Here is a 15,568-nt window from a genome sequence, read left to right as displayed (position 1 = left end):
AGCCCGTCCGCACGGGGGTTCTGGACGCGTTCCCGGCATGTGCCCGACAGGTTCCCGACATGCGAAGACCTCCGTGCCGTTGGCCGGCCGGAGGTCTTCTGAGGGCGCCAGGGGCCTTTCTGGGCCCGTGAAAACAAGACGAGGGCCTCGGAGACCGAGGCCCTCGCTTCCCCTGGTAGGGCTTACTTGTACAGCTCGCCGTTCGGGCCGACGATCTTGCCCGACCACACGTTCTTGGCCGCGTTGTAGACCGAGGCCGTCTCGCCGTCGAAGTACGGCGAGGTGATGTAGTCGATGCGGTCGTTGCCGTCCTGGTCGGCGAAGGTGCTGGTGACGCCGTTGACGTAACCGGTGCGCTTGCCGTTGCTGTAGTTCAGCAGCCACGGGCCGCCGTCGTAGCCCGGGGTCACCGCGCACTTGAGGCCGACGTGCTCCTCGATCTTCAGCCAGGAGGCGCCGAGCTTCTTGCCGGTGGTCTTGCCGTAGCAGTGCTTCGGCGTCACGCCGCTGTACGGCCGGTCGCCGTCGGGGTGCGGCGCGGCCGGGTAGCCGAACGTGCGGACCGGCTTGCCCGTGGGCTGGTTCCACGCGAAGCCCTGACCGCCGACGTTGTCACCGAGCCGGCCCGCGTCCTTGACCACCAGGAGGTGGTAGCGGCCGCCCCAGGAGCGCTTGGGGCCGGTGAAGCGCTGGTAGTCGCGCTTGCTCACCGGCTTGACGCGCTGGAGGGTGATGCCGTTGTAGACGGTGACGAACGCGTAGTCGCGGTCGTAGTCCTCGTAGACGTCGAAGTCGTAGTGGGTGAAGGCCTGCTTGCCCACGTAGATGCCCCAAGGAGCCTTGCCCTGGTAGTAACCGGGGACGAAGACCCACTTGTCGAGGGTGTCCTTGTTGCTGTCGGTGTCGTACACGCAGTGGCCGGCCGTGGCGACCAGGTTGCGGTAGTTCGACTGGATCGAGGTGGCCGAGCACCAGCGGAACTTGCCGTGCGCGTCGACGAAGAAGACCTTGCCGACGGTCTTGGGCAGGTTCACGTTCTGGCCGCCGGCCGCCTTCGTGCCTCCGGTGGGCGCGGTCGTGCCGGGCCGGCCGTCAGGGGTGTAGCCGCCCTTGGAGACGACCTTCCTGACTTCCTTCGAGTCCCACGTGTACTGGGTCGCCGACCGGAGCGCGGCACCGTTGGAGGCGAGCCAGAAGGAGGCGATGGAGACCGCGGCCGAGGAGTTGCGGGCCATCGGGTCGTGGGCGACACGCGCGGCGGCCTGCGATGTCCCGGTCAGGCCGGTGGCGAGCAGACCGGTGGCCAGGACGGCGCCGCCGGCGGGCAGGAGGATTCGCTTCAACGTAACTCCAGGTTGCGCTGGCGAGGAGGCGCCTCGTGGCCCTCCTGAACTCAGCAAATGGACAGCCCGGAACCTACAGCTTTGATCCTCTTCCTGGGAATTTGCTGTAGATCATCCCCATGGTCTCCAAGCGTGCCGTGATCGTCTCGTGACAGAGAAGTTGCTGGACGTCTGAGGGTGCCGATCGGTTTCTATGATCTACGTCACATTTGCCGGCGTGGTCAGCCCGGCCGCGTGCCGGTAGACCTCCCCGGTGGTGGTGTCGAAGTAAGGGGACGACACCGCGTCATAGCCGCCCTTGGCGTCCCTGTTCCAGGTCAGGCTGTTGACGCCGTTGAGGCTGCCGAGCCGGCGCGTGTCGTCGTAGCCGATCACCCACGGGCCGCCGCTGGCGCCCGGGCTGAAGTCGCACGGCGCCAGCTCCACGCCCTTCTGCAGGTCGCGGCTGGGCGCGACGGTGAAGCGCGTCGTGCGCTCCCTGCACTTCATCAGCTTCTTGCCGTTGAACGGGGTCGAGCCGTCGGGCTGCACGCCCGCCGGGTAGCCGAAGGCGGCCGAGGTGTACGTGCCCGGCTTCTTGTTCAGGGCCATGCCGAGCCCGCCCACGTTGTCCTGGAGCCGGCCGACGTCCTGCATGACGTAGCCGCCGTCCTTGGCCGTCCAGGTGAAGCCCCGGTGCACGGTGACGAACGCGTAGTCGTAGTCGTAGTCGGCCCGGCCCGACCAGTCCTCGTGCAGGCTGATCGATGAGCCCACGTAGATGCCGTACGGCGTCTCGCCGTTGGGGCCGGGGTTGGGGACGAAGATCCAGTAGTCGGCGGGCTTGGCCTGGCGGGAGTCGTACGCGCAGTGTCCCGCCGTGGCGACGACGCTGCGGTTCCTGGCCGCGACCGAGCTGGCCGAGCACCAGTACTCCTTGTCGCCGAACCGGAAGAAGACCTTGCCCATGGTGGCGGCGGCCCCGCCCTTGCGCGGCGGCACGGCGTTGACGCTCTGCGCGGCGAGCGAGCGCCTGACCGCCGCCACGGGGGCGGCGGAGGCGGTGGTGGTCGCGGCGACGTTCTCCGAGGTGCCCGGCGTCGCCGGGTTGAAGCTGTCGGCCTTCTTCAGGCGGTCGGGCTTCCAGTACTCGGCGACCCGCTGGACGTCGGCGGCGGTCTTGGCCAGCGGGGCGGCGTAGACCTTGCTCGCCGGGGCGGCATGGGCGATCCCCGTGAATGTGGACAGGGTCAGCGCAGGCAGCATCAGCAGCGCGCTGCTGAGGGCAGCGGCCGCTAGGTGCCTGGCTCGGGGGATCATCAAATGCCTTTCTCGGGTCGTAAGGGTGGATTTTTCCAGAAGTGTTGACTGTATTGCAGCTCGGATAGAGATTCGTTACCTGATCAAGAGTGTGCCGTGAGGTATAAGGACTCCGTCAGGCATACGCGTAAATGATCATTAACTTGCCGTGTTTCCGCAGGTCGGGGGCGGGTTTGGCGTACCTGGAATTGTGTGTGGCGCGGCCCGGGGCGCCGGTGCTCGGCGCGATCGCATTTGGGCATGGCTGGAGGCCCCGGAACCAGGGGAACCGGGGCCCGGGGCGCCGTTCGATCACCGCGGCATGTTGCCGGTCCAGCGGTTGGCCGCGGCCTTGTAGACCTTGTAGGTGTCGCCGTTGAAGTACGGCGAGGAGATGTGGTCGTAGCGGTCGTTGCCGTCGGTGTCCCACGCGACACTGTTGACGCCGACGAGGTAACCCGTGCGTGACGCGCTCTTGTAGTTGTAGAGGAGCGGGCCGCCGCTCGCGCCGGCCGTGAACGAGCACTTGACGCCGATGTGCTCCTGGAGGTTGTACTTCTTGGCCTCCGGCATCGCCTTGGTCTTGCCGTAGCACCACTTCATCGTGCGCCCGGTGAACGGCTTGTCGCCGTCGGGGTGCTCACCCGCGGGGTAGCCGAACGAGAACACGTTCAGCTTGGTGCTCCTGTTCCAGGTGAAGCCCTGACCGCCGACGTTGTCGCCGAGCCTGCCGACGTTCTTGACCGTCCACCGCCACCGGTTGCCGGACTTCTCCCAGTTGACCTTGATGCCGTTGTAGACGTTGACGAACGCGTAGTCGTAGTCGTAGTCCTCCTTCACCACGAAGTCGTCGTGCGCGTTGAAGGTCTTGGCGGCGTAGATGCCGTAGGGGGCCTTGCCGGTCCAGGCGGTGTCGCCGTCCCAGTACGACGGGATGAAGACCCAGTTGTCGTAGAAGGTGTTCTTCTTCGTGTCGTACACGCAGTGGGCCGAGGTCGCCACGAGGTTGCGGTACTTGCCCTGCACGGAGCTGGCCGAGCAGTAGCGCCAGTTCTTCGGGTTGCGGGGGTCGGTCTTCGGCAGGGTGAAGAACACCCGGCCGACGGTGTTGGGCAGGTTGACCTGCTTGCTCTTCTTGGTCTTGCCGCTCTTCTCCCCGCCGATCGGCGGGACGGAGCCGGGCGGGCCGTCGGGGGTGTCGTTGCTGCCCTTGACGCCCCTGGTGGAGACGTCGACGCCGTCGTCGTGGTCGGTGGCTCGCTTGACGCGGTCGGGGGTCCAGAACTGGACGGCCTGCTCCGCGGGGGTGGCCGCGTTCCTGGAGATGACGTCGGAGCGTGCCGTCGTGCTCGTCGTGCCTGTCGCGGTGCTGGCCGCGGCGCTGCTGACCGTCCCTGCCGTGAGCCCTAAGGCCATCAGGCCGGCCAGGGGGATCGCGATGCGCCTTGCTCGGGAAAACATGGAGCTCCTCTCGGCTTTCGGCGGCCCAGAGCGGGGTATTGCGCCCCGGTGGGCCAGGAAAACGTTCGAAACGCTAATGAATGGCGCTCCTGGGTCGCCATAAAGCGACGAGAAAAAGCATGGGACGGTTCCGTTCCGTTATCCGAATAGCTAAGTCGCTGGTCTCGTCTGTAGGTATCTTCGCTGGTCAGAGCCGTGTTTTATGGTCCTGAACATCAGTGGTAACCGTTATTATCACGCGCCACTCGACGTACGGTGCTTATCAACAGAGCGATGTTCTGGTTAGCTGTGGTCATGGATCCACGCACCCCCTGTCTCATCGGCATCGCGCAACGCACCATTCGCGAACAACCCGGCCCCGAACCGCTCGATCTGTGGGAGTCGGTCGCGCGCGAGGCCGCCGACGACGCGCGGCTGCCTCTTTCGCGGCTCGGCTCGCTCCAGGTCGTCTGGACCGACTCCTGGCAGTACGACTCGCCCGTCGGCCGGCTCGCGGAGCGGCTCGGGGCCGCGCCACGCCATCGCGCGTACTCGGCCGTCGGCGGCACCGCGCCGCAGCTCCTCATCGGGGCGGCGGCGGCCGGGATCGCGGCGGGCGAGTTCGACAGCGCGCTCGTGGCCGGAGCCGAGGCGCTGGCGACGCGGCGGGCGTACAGGAAGGCGGGGGAGCACGTGCCGTGGAGCCATCCGGCCGACCCCAAACCGCCGTACGGGTGGGAGCGCCCGCCGCACCCGTCCGCGCTGGCGCACGGGCTGTTCCTGCCCGTGCACACCTACCCGATCATGGAGACCGCCCGGCGGGCCCGTCTCGGGGTGACGATCGAGGAGGAGGTGCGCGAACGGGCCCTGATGATGGCGCCGATGACGGAAGTGGCCGCCGCCAACCCCCATGCGTGGCGGCGGACCGTGCGCACCGCCGGCGAGCTCGCCGCCGACCGGCGGTACGTCGGCTGGCCGTACACGCGCTCCACCGTGGCCGTGCTGGAGGTCGACCAGGCGGCGGCCGTCGTGCTCGCCGGCTCTGGGCTCGCCGACCGGCTGGGAGTGCCCGCCGAGCAGCGGGTGTACCTGCGGGGGTGGGCGTACGCGGAGGACACCTGGGAGGTGGCGGCGCGGCCCTCGCTGGGCTTGTCGCCGGCCGCCGGCGCAGCCGCCCGCGCCGCCTTCGACCGCGCCGGGCTCGGGCTCGGCGACATGGACGCGCTCGACGTCTACAGCTGCTTCGCGGTCGCGCTCCGGCAGGCGTGTGACGCGCTCGGGTTCGACCCGCTCGACCGGCGGGGGCTCACCGTCACGGGCGGGCTGCCGTACGCGGGCGGGCCCGCGAGCGACTACGTGCTGCACTCGACGGCCACCATGGCCGGGCTGCTGCGCGCCCAGCCGGGGCACGGGCTGGTGACCGGAGTCGGGATGCACCTGACCAAGCACAGCAGCGCGGTGTGGTCCAGCTCGCCGGGCGGACGGGCGGGGGACTCCGCGCCCGTTCACGTCGGCAAGGAGGTGCCCCTGGTTCCGGCCTATTCGGGGCCTGGTGTGGTGGCCGGGTACACGGTGGCGCACGGGCGGGACGGGGGCTTCGAGAAGGGGTTCGTCGTGGTGGAGGTGCCGGGCTCCGGGCGGGCTTACGCGGTGGTCACGGAGGAGGAGCTGCTGGCCGAGGCCGAGTCGCGGGAGCTGGTCGGGCAGGAGGTGCGGGTGGTCACGGACGGCAAGGTCAATGTGGCGTCGTGGTGACGTAAAGTGAGCGCAAAGCTGTGACGATGCGACTACTATCTGTTCTTGACATTTTTATGTCACCGGCCCACGCTGGAGCCATGCGGAGGACAACAGTGCGCATCGACGAAGCGCTCCTCAACGAGGCGAAGGCGTACGCGGCCAGAAACGGACGAAGTCTCACCTCAGTGATGGAGGACGCCTTGCGCCAACTGCTCAACCGCTCCACGGAGGCGGCCGAACGGCCCCGCGTGGAGCTCGTCACGTCAACGGCTCCGGCCGGGTTCCAGCCTTGGGTTCAGGAGCGGCTCGACGCCGGCGAGAAGCTGGAGCACATCGTCTACGACCTCGACGACGAGGAGCGGATTCTCAAGGAGGCGCGCGATGCTGCTCGCTGACACCAACGTCCTCGTCAACGCCTTCCGGCCCGAGTCGGCCGACCACAAGCTCTGCCACGCCTTCCTCGAGGAGATGGTCAACGGCGAGTCCGCCTACGCCGTGAGCGACTTCGTCGTCAACGGCTTCATCCGCATCGTCACCCACTCGCGCATCTACAAGAAGCCCGATCCGCTGGAAAGCGCCCTGGCCTTCGCCGAGGCCTATCGCAACCGGCAGCAGGCGACGGTGATCAGTGCCGCGGGCCGGCACTGGGAGATCTTCACCCGGCTCAGTCGCCAGGTCGGGGCCAAGGGCAACCTCGTCCCTGACGCCTATCTCGCTGCGCTCGCCATCGAGCACGGTTGTGAATTTGTGACCTGCGATACCGACTTCGCCCGGTTCGAGGGGTTGCGCTGGCGGTCGCCGCTCAACTGAACTGAGGACAAAGGGCGCAAGCCAGCACTACTCGGCTAGGAACGTCGGTGGCTGACCGGTTCGACGTCATCGAGGCAGGGGGGCGCGGCCGCCGCCGGTGGGTCGGCGTGACGGTGGTGGTGGCGCTCGTGGTCATCTGTGCCGTCAACCTGCTCAACCGGCGCGAGCCCGCCCCCATGACCGACGCCGAGGGGCCGACGCCCGCGCCGATCCGGTCCCTCACCAGAGTGCAGAGCGAGCCCAACATCCTCACCGCGCCCGCCACCCGCAAGGGCGGCGACCGGGTGCTGCGGGTCGTGTTCCCCGACGGCGCGCGGGGTGAGGTGCGTTATCCGGCCGAGCTGGGGCTCGCTGAGATGGGGTCGCGGCCGTTCTGGGGCGGGTGGGTCGACGGGCGGTTCCGGCAGTTCGTCGCTCCCTACCTCGGTGAGGTCGAGATCACCCGGGGCGGGCAGCCCATCAGGAGCTTCACCTCCAACGTCACCCTCTGGCCGCGGCAGGCCGGTGGCGGGTCCTACGGGCAGGTGCTGCTGTTCGCGTTCGGGCCGTGGCGGCTGGCCGTCTATGACCGAGGGCCGGGGCTGACGTTCGAGCAGCGGATGACGCTGGCCCGCCAGATGAAGGGCCGGGTGACCAAGGACGGCTACCTCGTGCTGGCGGCCGGCAAGGACGTCCGGCTGGCCCCGCCCGGCACGGTCGTGCAGGGCTATCCCGCGGGGCCGCAACTGTGGTTCGGCGGCGGGATGGGCGAGCTGGTGGCACTCGTCCCGACGCCCGGCTGCGCGTCCAAGGCCAAGATGCCGGCGGTCACCGACGGCCCCGGGCGGCGCGGCGAGATGGTCTGCCGCGGCGACGTCCTGGTAGCGGTCACCGGCCCACCCGAGTTCCGCCGCACCGTCCTCAACGACCTTCGTGTCACCCTGCGCTGACCACCTCCTTTCACAGGGCCCCGACCCCCAGGTCACCGTCACCTGACGGAGGCGGCGGGAGGTGAGCGCTTTTTCGAGAGGGTCCGGCTCATCACCTCCCATCGCGCCACCTGACAGAGGGGGTGAGGGGTGAGCGCTTCCCCGTAGGGTCTGACAGTTCCGGGGTGCTCACCCGTAACCGGATTCGTGACCTGATCGCCGGACACGTGGCGGTGATCTCCGGTGGTGGGCTAGCTCTCTCTCCCCTCCTTTCCGCTGATGGTTGCGGCTCGGTAGGTGGGTGTGTGGGGGTGGGCTGAAGTAGGGTGCGGCCATGTTCGCCGTTACCGCCACGCAGATCGATCCCGACAACCCGCTCGCCGGACTGACGCTGGGCGAGCACTCCGAGCCGAAGGTGCCGGACGGGTGGACGACCGTCACCGTACGCGCCGCCGCGCTCAACCACCACGACCTGTGGACGCTCAAGGGCGTCGGCATCCGCCAGGACCGCCTGCCGATCGTGCTGGGGTGTGACGCCGCCGGCGTGGACGAGGACGGCAACGAGGTCATCGTGCACTCCGTGATCGGCTCCGGTCCCGACGAGACGCTCGACCCGAAGCGTTCGCTGCTGTCGGAGGTGCACGACGGCACGTTCGCCGACCGGGTGGCGGTGCCGCGGCGAAACCTGGTGCCCAAGCCGGCGGCGCTGAGTTTCGAGCACGCCGCCTGTCTGCCGACGGCGTGGCTGACCGCGTACCGGATGTTGTTCGAGAAGGCTGGGCTGGAGCCGGGCTCGACCGTGCTCGTGCAGGGGGCCGGCGGCGGCGTGGCGACGGCGCTGATCGCGCTGGGCCGGGCGGCCGGCTACCGGATCTGGGCCACCAGCCGGACGGAGGGCAAGCGGGCGGCGGCCCTGGAGCTGGGCGCGGACCAGGTGTTCGAGCCGGGGGCGCGGCTGCCCGAGCGGGTGGACGCGGTGATGGAGACGGTCGGGCAGGCCACGTGGGACCACTCGCTCAAGTCGCTCAAGCCGGGCGGGCGCATCGTCGTGTGCGGGGCGACCAGTGGCGCGGTGCCGCCCGCCGACCTCAACCGGGTCTTCTTCCTGCAGCTGTCGGTGGTCGGCTCGACGATGGGGACGCGGGAGCAGTTGCGGCGGCTGGCGGTGTTCCTGGAGCAGACGGGGGTGCGGCCGGTGGTCGACCGGGCGATGCCGCTGGCGGAGGCACGCGACGGGTTCTCCGCGCTGGCGTCGGGGGAGATCTTCGGGAAGATCGTTTTCACCCGTTAGATAAGTGACAAGTTACTTTTGCTGACTCCTGGGTGATACAAGAAGGATGAGGCGTCTCACCCAGGAGTGATCAGCGTGGACGTTGTGCCGTTCGGCCCGGGTTCGATGCACTGGGACACCGCCGGGGAGTACCGCAACCTGCTCATCGCGGGCAGTGCGCTGGTGCTGCAGACCATGCATCCGGCCGTGGGGGCCGCGGTGGGGGAGCACTCGACGTACAAGCAGGATCCGTGGGGGCGGCTGCAGCGCACGCTGATCTCCGTGCAGAAGTGGGTGTACGGCGGCGCCGAGGGCCCGGCCGAGGGGCAGCGGCTCAGACGGTTGCACGAGCCGATCGGCGGTGTGGACGAGCAGGGCCGGCGCTACCACGCCCTGAACGGTGAGGCGTGGGCCTGGGTGCACCTGACGTTGTTCGAGCGGTTCATCACGCTCAACCGCTATTTCGGCACCCCGTACACGACGGGTCAGCTGGAGCGGTTCTACGAGGAGTCGCGGCAGCTCGGGGCGATCCTGCGGGTGCCCGAGCGTGAGGTGCCCGCCGATCTGCCGGCGTTCCGTGCGTACTTCGACAGGATGGTGGCCGAGCGGCTCGAAGCCCACCCGACCGCCCTCGACGTGCTGGCCGCCATGCGCGGCACCCCCGCGCCGCCCGGACTGCCCGCTCCGCTGCGGCGGTTGTGGCGGCCGGTGGGGGCCGGAGCGGGGGAGCTGACGTCCTTCCTCACGGTCGGCACCCTGCCACCGGCTGTCCGGCGCACGCTCGGCTTACGTTGGACGGCCCGCGACGAACGCCGCTTACGCCACCTGGGCCACGCGGTGGCGATGCTCCACCCGCGCCTCCCGGAACGCCTGCGCTACATGCCGCTCGCCTACCAGGCCCGCCGAGCCGCCCGCCGCACCCACCGCCCGGCCCCTCGGCACGTCCGCTCCGCCTGACTCCACGTTCGCCGGAGGAGACCCGCGCCGGCCAGAGGGGTGGGTGGGTCAGCGGTCGAGGATTTCGCGGATGCGGGTGGCGCTTTCGGTGAGGGTTGTGCGGAGTTCGGCAAGCTTGTCGGGGGTCAGGCGGGCCTCGGAGGCGTCGCGGCGGGCTTGGCCGACGAAGTCGGCGAGCAGTTCGCCCAGCTCGGCGTCCAGGTCGGCGCGCCCGGCGGGGCCGCCGGGCGGTGGGCCGCCGAGCGTGCTCCACGCCTCCTGCCAGATCCTGCGCCACTCCCTGCTGAGCCGCTCACCTTCGTCCTGCCAGTGGTAGGCGTGCTCCATCCACTGGCGTTTCTGTTCGTCCCGCAGCCGCTTGAGGTCCTCCTTCTGCTGGCGGCGCAGCCGCCTGGTGTCCTCGGCGGCGCCGGTGCGCACGTCCTTGGCCATCCTGGTCAGCTCGTCGCGCAGCGAGCGTACGGTGTCGCGGACGTCCTCCTTGACCTCGCGCGCGATGTCGCGGACGGAGGCGGAGATCTCCTGCTCCAGGTCGGCGAGCTCGTCGAGCCGGTCGTTGAGCTCCTCGCGGCCCTTGTCGGTGATGGAGAACACCTTTTTGCCCTCGACCACCTCGTGCGTCACCAGGCCCTCTTCCTCCAGCCTGGCCAGGCGTGGGTAGATGGTGCCGGGGGAGGGCGAGTAGACGCCGAGGAAGCGGTCCTGGAGCAGCCGGATGACCTCGTAGCCGTGGCGCGGGCTCTCGTCCAGCAGCTTGAGCAGGTACAGCCGGAGCCGGCCGTGACCGAAGACAGGGCTCATTCCTTCTCTCCCTTGAGCAGCGTGACCTCGCCGGAGACCGTGGTGGCCGACAGCGAGGCCATGCCGCCGCCGAGCCGCCCGGACATCGACTTCATGCCGGGGGAGCTTTTGGTGGACAGTTCCTCGAACGTGCTGACGAGCCGTCCGGAGGTGGATCGGGCGGTGACGTCCGCCTCCACGTTCTCGGGCAGCCTGATCAGGATGTCACCGGAGACGCTGTTGATGGTCACGTGTCCGGTGGGACGCAGTGACAGGTCGGCGGTGATGCGGCCGGAGACGGTGTTGGCCTTGAGCCGGTGCGGCGTGCCGTCGGCCACGGTGAGGTCGCCCGAGACGCTGATGAACGACAGGTCGCCGTCCATGGCGCGGGTCTCGACCGGGCCGGAGACGGTGTTGGCCGTCACCTCGCCGCTGACGCCGTCGAGCACGATCTCGCCGGAGACGCTCTTGACGTCCGTTACGCGCTCGAACCCGGCGACCACGGCCGGCGCCGTGACGACGCCCGCTTTGACCCGGCAGGTCTTGGGGACGGCGATGGACAGCACGGTTCTGCGTTGGTCGCGGCGCAGCCAGCCGAGCAGGCCGTCCCAGGTGAGGTCGCGGTAGGCGACGGTGAGCGTGCGGGCCAGTTCGTCGTACGTGACGAGGAGCGGCGAGGCCGACGCGATCTCGGCGATCTCCAGGGTGGGTGGCCCGTCACTGGCCAGGACGTCGAGCCGGCCCGCGACGATGCGTACGTCGAGGTCGTCGACCTGGTCGAAGGTGAGCCGGTCCGGCGCGTCGATCGTCCACTGCTGCATGCTCCCGCCCTTTCCCTGACGTCATCCCTACACAAGACACGATATGTCGCGTTCGCCCGAGACTCAAGATGTATCGCGTTCTGCTTCGAGACTACCGCCGCACCCCCTCAGGCGGGCGGCCGCTCAGTCGTCCTCGTCGTCGTCGAGCCGGGCCAGCCACGTGGCCAGCCGCTCGATCGGCGTCTCGAACTCGGGGTTGAGATCGACGAACTCACGCAGCCGCTCGCCCAGCCACAGCAGGCTGACCTCCTCCTCGCCACGCCGCTCGACCAGCTCTTCGATCCCCCGATCGGTGAAGTACATCGTTCTCCCTCGACTACCCGGGGCGACGCCGCCCCGTCTGACTGACAGCAGTGAGCCCCCGGCCACGAGGGGCAGGGGGCTCACCGTCGATCACCTGAATGCTCAGCCGAAGATCTGGTGCAGGATCTCCTCGAGCTCCCGGTCGTGCGCGTTGTGCGAACCGGTCGCCGGCGAGCTGTTGGCCGTCCGCGACACCCGGCGCAGCGACCGGCCGCCCAGCACCTGCGGGTCCTCGGCCAGCTTGAGCGTGAGGTACGGCCACGGGCCCATGTTGGTGGGCTCGTCCTGGGCCCAGACCAGCTCGGCCTGCGCGCCGTAGCGGGTCAGCTCGGCCGCCAGCTCCTCCGCCGGGAACGGGTAGAGCCGCTCGAGCCGGACCAGCGCCACGTCGTCACGCCCGCTCTTCTCGCGCTGCGCGAGCAGCTCGTAGTAGAGCTTGCCGGACGTGAGCGCCACCTTGGTCACCTTGGCCGGGTCGACGGTGGTGTCACCGATGACCGGCTGGAAGGTGCCCGAGGTGAAGTCGGACGCCTTGGACGTGGCCGCCTTGTGGCGCAGCAGCCACTTCGGCGTGAAGACCACCAGCGGCTTGTGCCGCTCGGACTCCACCTGCCAGCGCAGCAGGTGGAAGTAGTTGGCCGGCGTGGTGGGCTGGGCGACGGTCATGTTGTCGAGCGCGCACACCTGGAGGAAGCGCTCGATGCGGGCCGAGGAGTGGTCGGGGCCCTGACCCTCGTAGCCGTGCGGCAGCAACAGCACGACCGAGGACCTCTGGCCCCACTTCTGCTCGCCCGACGAGATGAACTCGTCGATGATCGTCTGGGCGCCGTTGACGAAGTCGCCGAACTGCGCCTCCCAGCAGACCAGGGCGTCGGGCCTGACCACGCTGTAGCCGTATTCGAAGCCGAGCGCCGCGAACTCGCTGAGCAGCGAGTCGTAGACGTAGAACTTCGTGGTGCCCTGGTTGAAGGTCTTGAGCGGCGTGTGGTCGGCGCCGGTCATGCGGTCGACGAGGACGGCGTGGCGCTGGGTGAACGTGCCGCGCCTGGAGTCCTGGCCGACCAGGCGCACCGGGTGGCCGTCGATCAGCAGCGAGCCGAAGGCCAGCGTCTCGCCCATCGCCCAGTCGATCGAGTCCTGCTCGACCATCTGGCCGCGGCGCTGCAGCACCGGCGCGAGACGCGGGTGCGGCGTGAAGCCCTCGGGCAGGCTGAGCTGGGTGTCGACGATGCGCTTGAGCGTCTCGTCGCTGATCGCCGTCGGCGTGTCGGCGTGGGACCACTTGACGACCTCGGCGGGCGGCACCCGCATGGCGGCCGCCTCCTTGGGCTTCTTCGCCGCCTCGCGGACCTCGGTGAACGCCTGCTCCAGCTTGGCCTGGTAGTCGCGCAGCGCCTGCTCGGCCTCTTCGACCGTGATGTCGCCGCGGCCGATCAGGGCCTCGGTGTAGAGCTTGCGGGTCGAGCGCTTGGCGTCGATGAGGTCGTACATCAGCGGCTGGGTGAAGGCGGGGTTGTCGCCCTCGTTGTGGCCGCGGCGGCGGTAGCAGATGAGGTCGATGACGACGTCCTTGCGGAACGCCTGGCGGTATTCGTAGGCCAGCTGGCCCACCCGCACGACGGCCTCGGGGTCGTCGCCGTTGACGTGGAAGATCGGCGCCTGGATCATCCGCGCGACGTCGGTCGCGTAGACCGACGAGCGGGAGGAGGCGGGCGAGGTGGTGAAGCCGACCTGGTTGTTGACCACGACGTGGACGGTGCCGCCGGTGCGGTAGCCGCGCAGCTGCGACAGGTTGAGCGTCTCGGCCACCACGCCCTGGCCCGCGAAGGCCGCGTCGCCGTGGACGAGGACGGGAAGGACGGTGAAGCCCTCCTCGCCGCGCTCGAGAAGGTCCTGCTTGGCCCGGACGACGCCCTCCAGCACCGGGTCGACCGCCTCCAGGTGGGAGGGGTTGGCGACCACGGAGGCGGTGATCGTGTTGCCGCTCGGCGCGGTGAACGTGCCGGCGGCGCCCAGGTGGTACTTCACGTCGCCGGAGCCGTGGGCGGTGCGGGGGTCGATGTTGCCCTCGAACTCGCCGAAGATCTGCGCGTAGGACTTGCCGACGATGTTGGCCAGCACGTTGAGCCTGCCGCGGTGGGCCATGCCGATGACGACCTCGTCGAGGCCCTCGTCGGCGGCGTCGCTGATCACCGAGTCGAGCAGCGGGATGAGGGACTCGCCGCCCTCGAGCGAGAAGCGCTTCTGGCCGACGAACTTCGTCTGCAGGAACGTCTCGAACGCCTCGGCGGTGTTGAGCCGCGACAGGATGTTGAGCTGCTCGTCGCGCTCGGGCGACTTGTGCGGCTTCTCCACCCGCGCCTGGATCCAGGCCCGCTCTTCGGGGTTCTGGATGTGCATGTACTCGATGCCGACCGTGCGGCAGTAGGAGTCGCGCAGCACGCCCAGGATCTCGCGCAGCTTCATCAGCGGGCGGCCGCCGAAACCGCCGGTGGCGAACTCGCGCTCGAGGTCCCACAGCGTCAGGCCGTGGCTCTGGATGTCGAGGTCGGGGTGCTTGCGCTGCTTGTACTCCAGCGGGTCGGTCTCGGCCATGAGGTGGCCGCGCACGCGGTAGGCGTGGATCAGCTCGATCACGCGAGCGGACTTGGCCACGTCGTCGTCGTGGGAGGCCGAGATGTCCTGGACCCAGCGGACCGGCTCGTACGGGATCCGCAGCGCCTCGAAGATCTCGTCGTAGAAGCCGTCCTCGCCGAGCAGCAACCGGTGGATCTGGCGCAAGAAGTCGCCCGACTGGGCGCCCTGGATGATCCGGTGGTCGTAGGTGCTGGTCAGCGTCATGACCTTGGAGACGGCCAGGCGCGACAGCGTGTCGGGCGATGCGCCCTGGTATTCGGCCGGGTATTCCATGGCGCCGACGCCGATGATGGTGCCCTGGCCGGGCATCAGGCGCGGGACGGAGTGGACGGTGCCGATGGTGCCGGGGTTGGTCAGCGAGATCGTGGTGCCGGAGAAGTCGTCGACGCCGAGCTTGCCGGCCCGCGCCTTGCGTACGACCTCTTCGTAGGCCATCCAGAACTGGCGGAAGTCCATCTCCTCGGCGCCCTTGATGGAGGGCACGAGGAGCTGGCGGTCGCCGTTGCTCTTCTGGACGTCGATGGCCAGGCCGAAGCCGACGTGCTCGGGCTTGACCAGGGTGGGCTTGCCGTCGATCTCGGCGTAGGAGTAGTTCATCTCCGGCATGGCCTTCAGCGCCTTGACGATCGCGAACCCGATCAGGTGCGTGAAGGAGATCTTGCCGCCTCGACCCCGCTTGAGGTGATTGTTGATCACGATGCGGTTGTCGATGAGCAGCTTGGCCGGGATGGCACGGACGCTGGTCGCGGTCGGCACCGACAGCGACAGGTCCATGTTGGCGGCCGTGCGGGCCGCCGCACCGCGCAGCTTGACCTCCTCGGCGCCCTTGGGCACCGGGGTGGCCGGCTGCTTCGGCTTGTCAGCCGCGGCGGGAGCCGAGGGTGGCGCCTTCGGCGGCGCCTTGGGAGGCGCGGGCGCGGTCACAGTGCCGTTCGCCGCCTCCCTGACCGGGGGTCGGCCCGGTCCGTTATCAGGGTTGTAGTCAGCGAAGAAGTTCCACCAGGCCTTGTCGACCGACTCTGGATCTTGGAGGTACTTCTGGTACAGCTCGTCGACAAGCCATTCGTTCTGACCAAAGCTTGCCAGCGGGTTTGTCCGCGACGACTCAGACGACACGGCGGAAATCGCCCTCTTCCGCAGATCGGCGTTGATGTTAGAGAACCTGTCCAAGGCTACTCGCCCGGACCGGCAGTGCGCGCCCAAGAGGGCGTGCCGCCTCGAACGATCGTCCCAGGACCGTGCAAAGACGTCACGCCCCCCTAGTCAATCCGGGTGGTGCAGCCT

General features: G+C 69.0%; 13 protein-coding genes. 6 read left to right on the top strand and 7 right to left on the bottom strand.

What is annotated here, in order from left to right:
- Positions 1 to 182: 182 nt before the first annotated feature.
- From ACFFR3_RS49465 to ACFFR3_RS49455, 3 genes are all read right to left on the bottom strand, one after another.
- The gene (locus ACFFR3_RS49465) at positions 183 to 1,343 is read right to left on the bottom strand and encodes a trypsin-like serine peptidase (RefSeq protein WP_364562567.1); all 1,161 of its coding nucleotides are present in this window, start codon (positions 1,341 to 1,343) and stop codon (positions 183 to 185) included.
- A gap of 198 nt (positions 1,344 to 1,541) precedes the next feature.
- Positions 1,542 to 2,588, bottom strand: coding sequence for a trypsin-like serine peptidase (locus tag ACFFR3_RS49460; protein ID WP_364376757.1), 1,047 nt, complete (start codon positions 2,586 to 2,588; stop codon positions 1,542 to 1,544).
- A 345-nt stretch (positions 2,589 to 2,933) separates the two neighbouring features.
- The gene (locus ACFFR3_RS49455; RefSeq protein WP_379485471.1) at positions 2,934 to 4,082 is read right to left on the bottom strand and encodes a trypsin-like serine peptidase; all 1,149 of its coding nucleotides are present in this window, start codon (positions 4,080 to 4,082) and stop codon (positions 2,934 to 2,936) included.
- Positions 4,083 to 4,376: 294 nt separating this feature from the next.
- Between ACFFR3_RS49455 and ACFFR3_RS49450 the strand changes: the two genes are divergently transcribed.
- The 6 genes from ACFFR3_RS49450 to ACFFR3_RS49425 all read left to right on the top strand — a co-directional run bounded on the left by ACFFR3_RS49450 (position 4,377) and on the right by ACFFR3_RS49425 (position 9,743).
- The gene (locus ACFFR3_RS49450) at positions 4,377 to 5,816 is read left to right on the top strand and encodes a TLP1 C-terminal extension domain-containing protein (RefSeq protein ID WP_379485470.1); all 1,440 of its coding nucleotides are present in this window, start codon (positions 4,377 to 4,379) and stop codon (positions 5,814 to 5,816) included.
- Between the two features lie 95 nt (positions 5,817 to 5,911).
- Positions 5,912 to 6,193, top strand: coding sequence for a DUF6364 family protein (locus ACFFR3_RS49445; protein WP_345389508.1), 282 nt, complete (start codon positions 5,912 to 5,914; stop codon positions 6,191 to 6,193).
- Positions 6,180 to 6,608 carry a type II toxin-antitoxin system VapC family toxin gene (locus ACFFR3_RS49440; protein WP_345389505.1) on the top strand — a complete coding sequence of 143 codons (429 nt, stop codon included), beginning with the start codon at positions 6,180 to 6,182 and terminating at the stop codon, positions 6,606 to 6,608. The genes ACFFR3_RS49445 and ACFFR3_RS49440 overlap by 14 nt, the downstream gene beginning before the upstream one ends.
- A 47-nt stretch (positions 6,609 to 6,655) precedes the next feature.
- Positions 6,656 to 7,537 (top strand): hypothetical protein, encoded by an 882-nt coding sequence (locus ACFFR3_RS49435; RefSeq protein WP_345389502.1) that lies wholly within the window; start codon positions 6,656 to 6,658, stop codon positions 7,535 to 7,537.
- A gap of 313 nt (positions 7,538 to 7,850) precedes the next feature.
- Positions 7,851 to 8,807 (top strand): zinc-binding dehydrogenase, encoded by a 957-nt coding sequence (locus ACFFR3_RS49430; RefSeq protein WP_345389499.1) that lies wholly within the window; start codon positions 7,851 to 7,853, stop codon positions 8,805 to 8,807.
- Between the two features lie 75 nt (positions 8,808 to 8,882).
- A complete protein-coding gene (locus ACFFR3_RS49425) occupies positions 8,883 to 9,743 on the top strand; it encodes an oxygenase MpaB family protein (protein WP_379485469.1) in 861 nt (286 codons plus the stop codon).
- Positions 9,744 to 9,791: 48 nt separating this feature from the next.
- Here the strand turns inward: ACFFR3_RS49425 and ACFFR3_RS49420 are convergent, their stop codons facing one another.
- The 4 genes from ACFFR3_RS49420 to ACFFR3_RS49405 all read right to left on the bottom strand — a co-directional run bounded on the left by ACFFR3_RS49420 (position 9,792) and on the right by ACFFR3_RS49405 (position 15,400).
- Entirely contained in the window at positions 9,792 to 10,544 is a 753-nt protein-coding gene (locus ACFFR3_RS49420) for a helix-turn-helix transcriptional regulator (RefSeq protein WP_345389496.1), read from the bottom strand.
- Positions 10,541 to 11,344: a DUF4097 family beta strand repeat-containing protein gene (locus ACFFR3_RS49415; protein ID WP_345389493.1), complete on the bottom strand. Its 804-nt coding sequence runs from the start codon at positions 11,342 to 11,344 to the stop codon at positions 10,541 to 10,543. Before ACFFR3_RS49415 ends, ACFFR3_RS49420 begins: the two co-directional genes overlap by 4 nt.
- Positions 11,345 to 11,467: 123 nt before the next feature.
- The gene (locus tag ACFFR3_RS49410; protein WP_080045373.1) at positions 11,468 to 11,647 is read right to left on the bottom strand and encodes a DUF6104 family protein; all 180 of its coding nucleotides are present in this window, start codon (positions 11,645 to 11,647) and stop codon (positions 11,468 to 11,470) included.
- Positions 11,648 to 11,749: 102 nt separating this feature from the next.
- Complete coding sequence (locus tag ACFFR3_RS49405) at positions 11,750 to 15,400, bottom strand: multifunctional oxoglutarate decarboxylase/oxoglutarate dehydrogenase thiamine pyrophosphate-binding subunit/dihydrolipoyllysine-residue succinyltransferase subunit (RefSeq protein ID WP_364376733.1); 3,651 nt, start codon at positions 15,398 to 15,400, stop codon at positions 11,750 to 11,752.
- Positions 15,401 to 15,568: the final 168 nt, after the last annotated feature.

This window comes from Nonomuraea salmonea, from assembly GCF_042428605.1.
GTDB lineage: Bacteria > Actinomycetota > Actinomycetes > Streptosporangiales > Streptosporangiaceae > Nonomuraea > Nonomuraea salmonea.
This window is presented reverse-complemented; position numbering and strand designations above follow the sequence as displayed.

Bases quoted from the DNA above. Each gene is read 5' to 3' on its own strand.
- ACFFR3_RS49420 (WP_345389496.1), bottom strand. From the start codon at position 10,544: ATGAGCCCTGTCTTCGGTCACGGCCGGCTCCGGCTGTACCTGCTCAAG.
- ACFFR3_RS49460 (WP_364376757.1), bottom strand. From the start codon at position 2,588: ATGCTGCCTGCGCTGACCCTGTCCACATTCACGGGGATCGCCCATGCC.
- ACFFR3_RS49455 (WP_379485471.1), bottom strand. From the start codon at position 4,082: ATGTTTTCCCGAGCAAGGCGCATCGCGATCCCCCTGGCCGGCCTGATG.
- ACFFR3_RS49410 (WP_080045373.1), bottom strand. From the start codon at position 11,647: ATGTACTTCACCGATCGGGGGATCGAAGAGCTGGTCGAGCGGCGTGGC.
- ACFFR3_RS49450 (WP_379485470.1), top strand. From the start codon at position 4,377: ATGGATCCACGCACCCCCTGTCTCATCGGCATCGCGCAACGCACCATT.
- ACFFR3_RS49440 (WP_345389505.1), top strand. From the start codon at position 6,180: ATGCTGCTCGCTGACACCAACGTCCTCGTCAACGCCTTCCGGCCCGAG.
- ACFFR3_RS49430 (WP_345389499.1), top strand. From the start codon at position 7,851: ATGTTCGCCGTTACCGCCACGCAGATCGATCCCGACAACCCGCTCGCC.
- ACFFR3_RS49415 (WP_345389493.1), bottom strand. From the start codon at position 11,344: ATGCAGCAGTGGACGATCGACGCGCCGGACCGGCTCACCTTCGACCAG.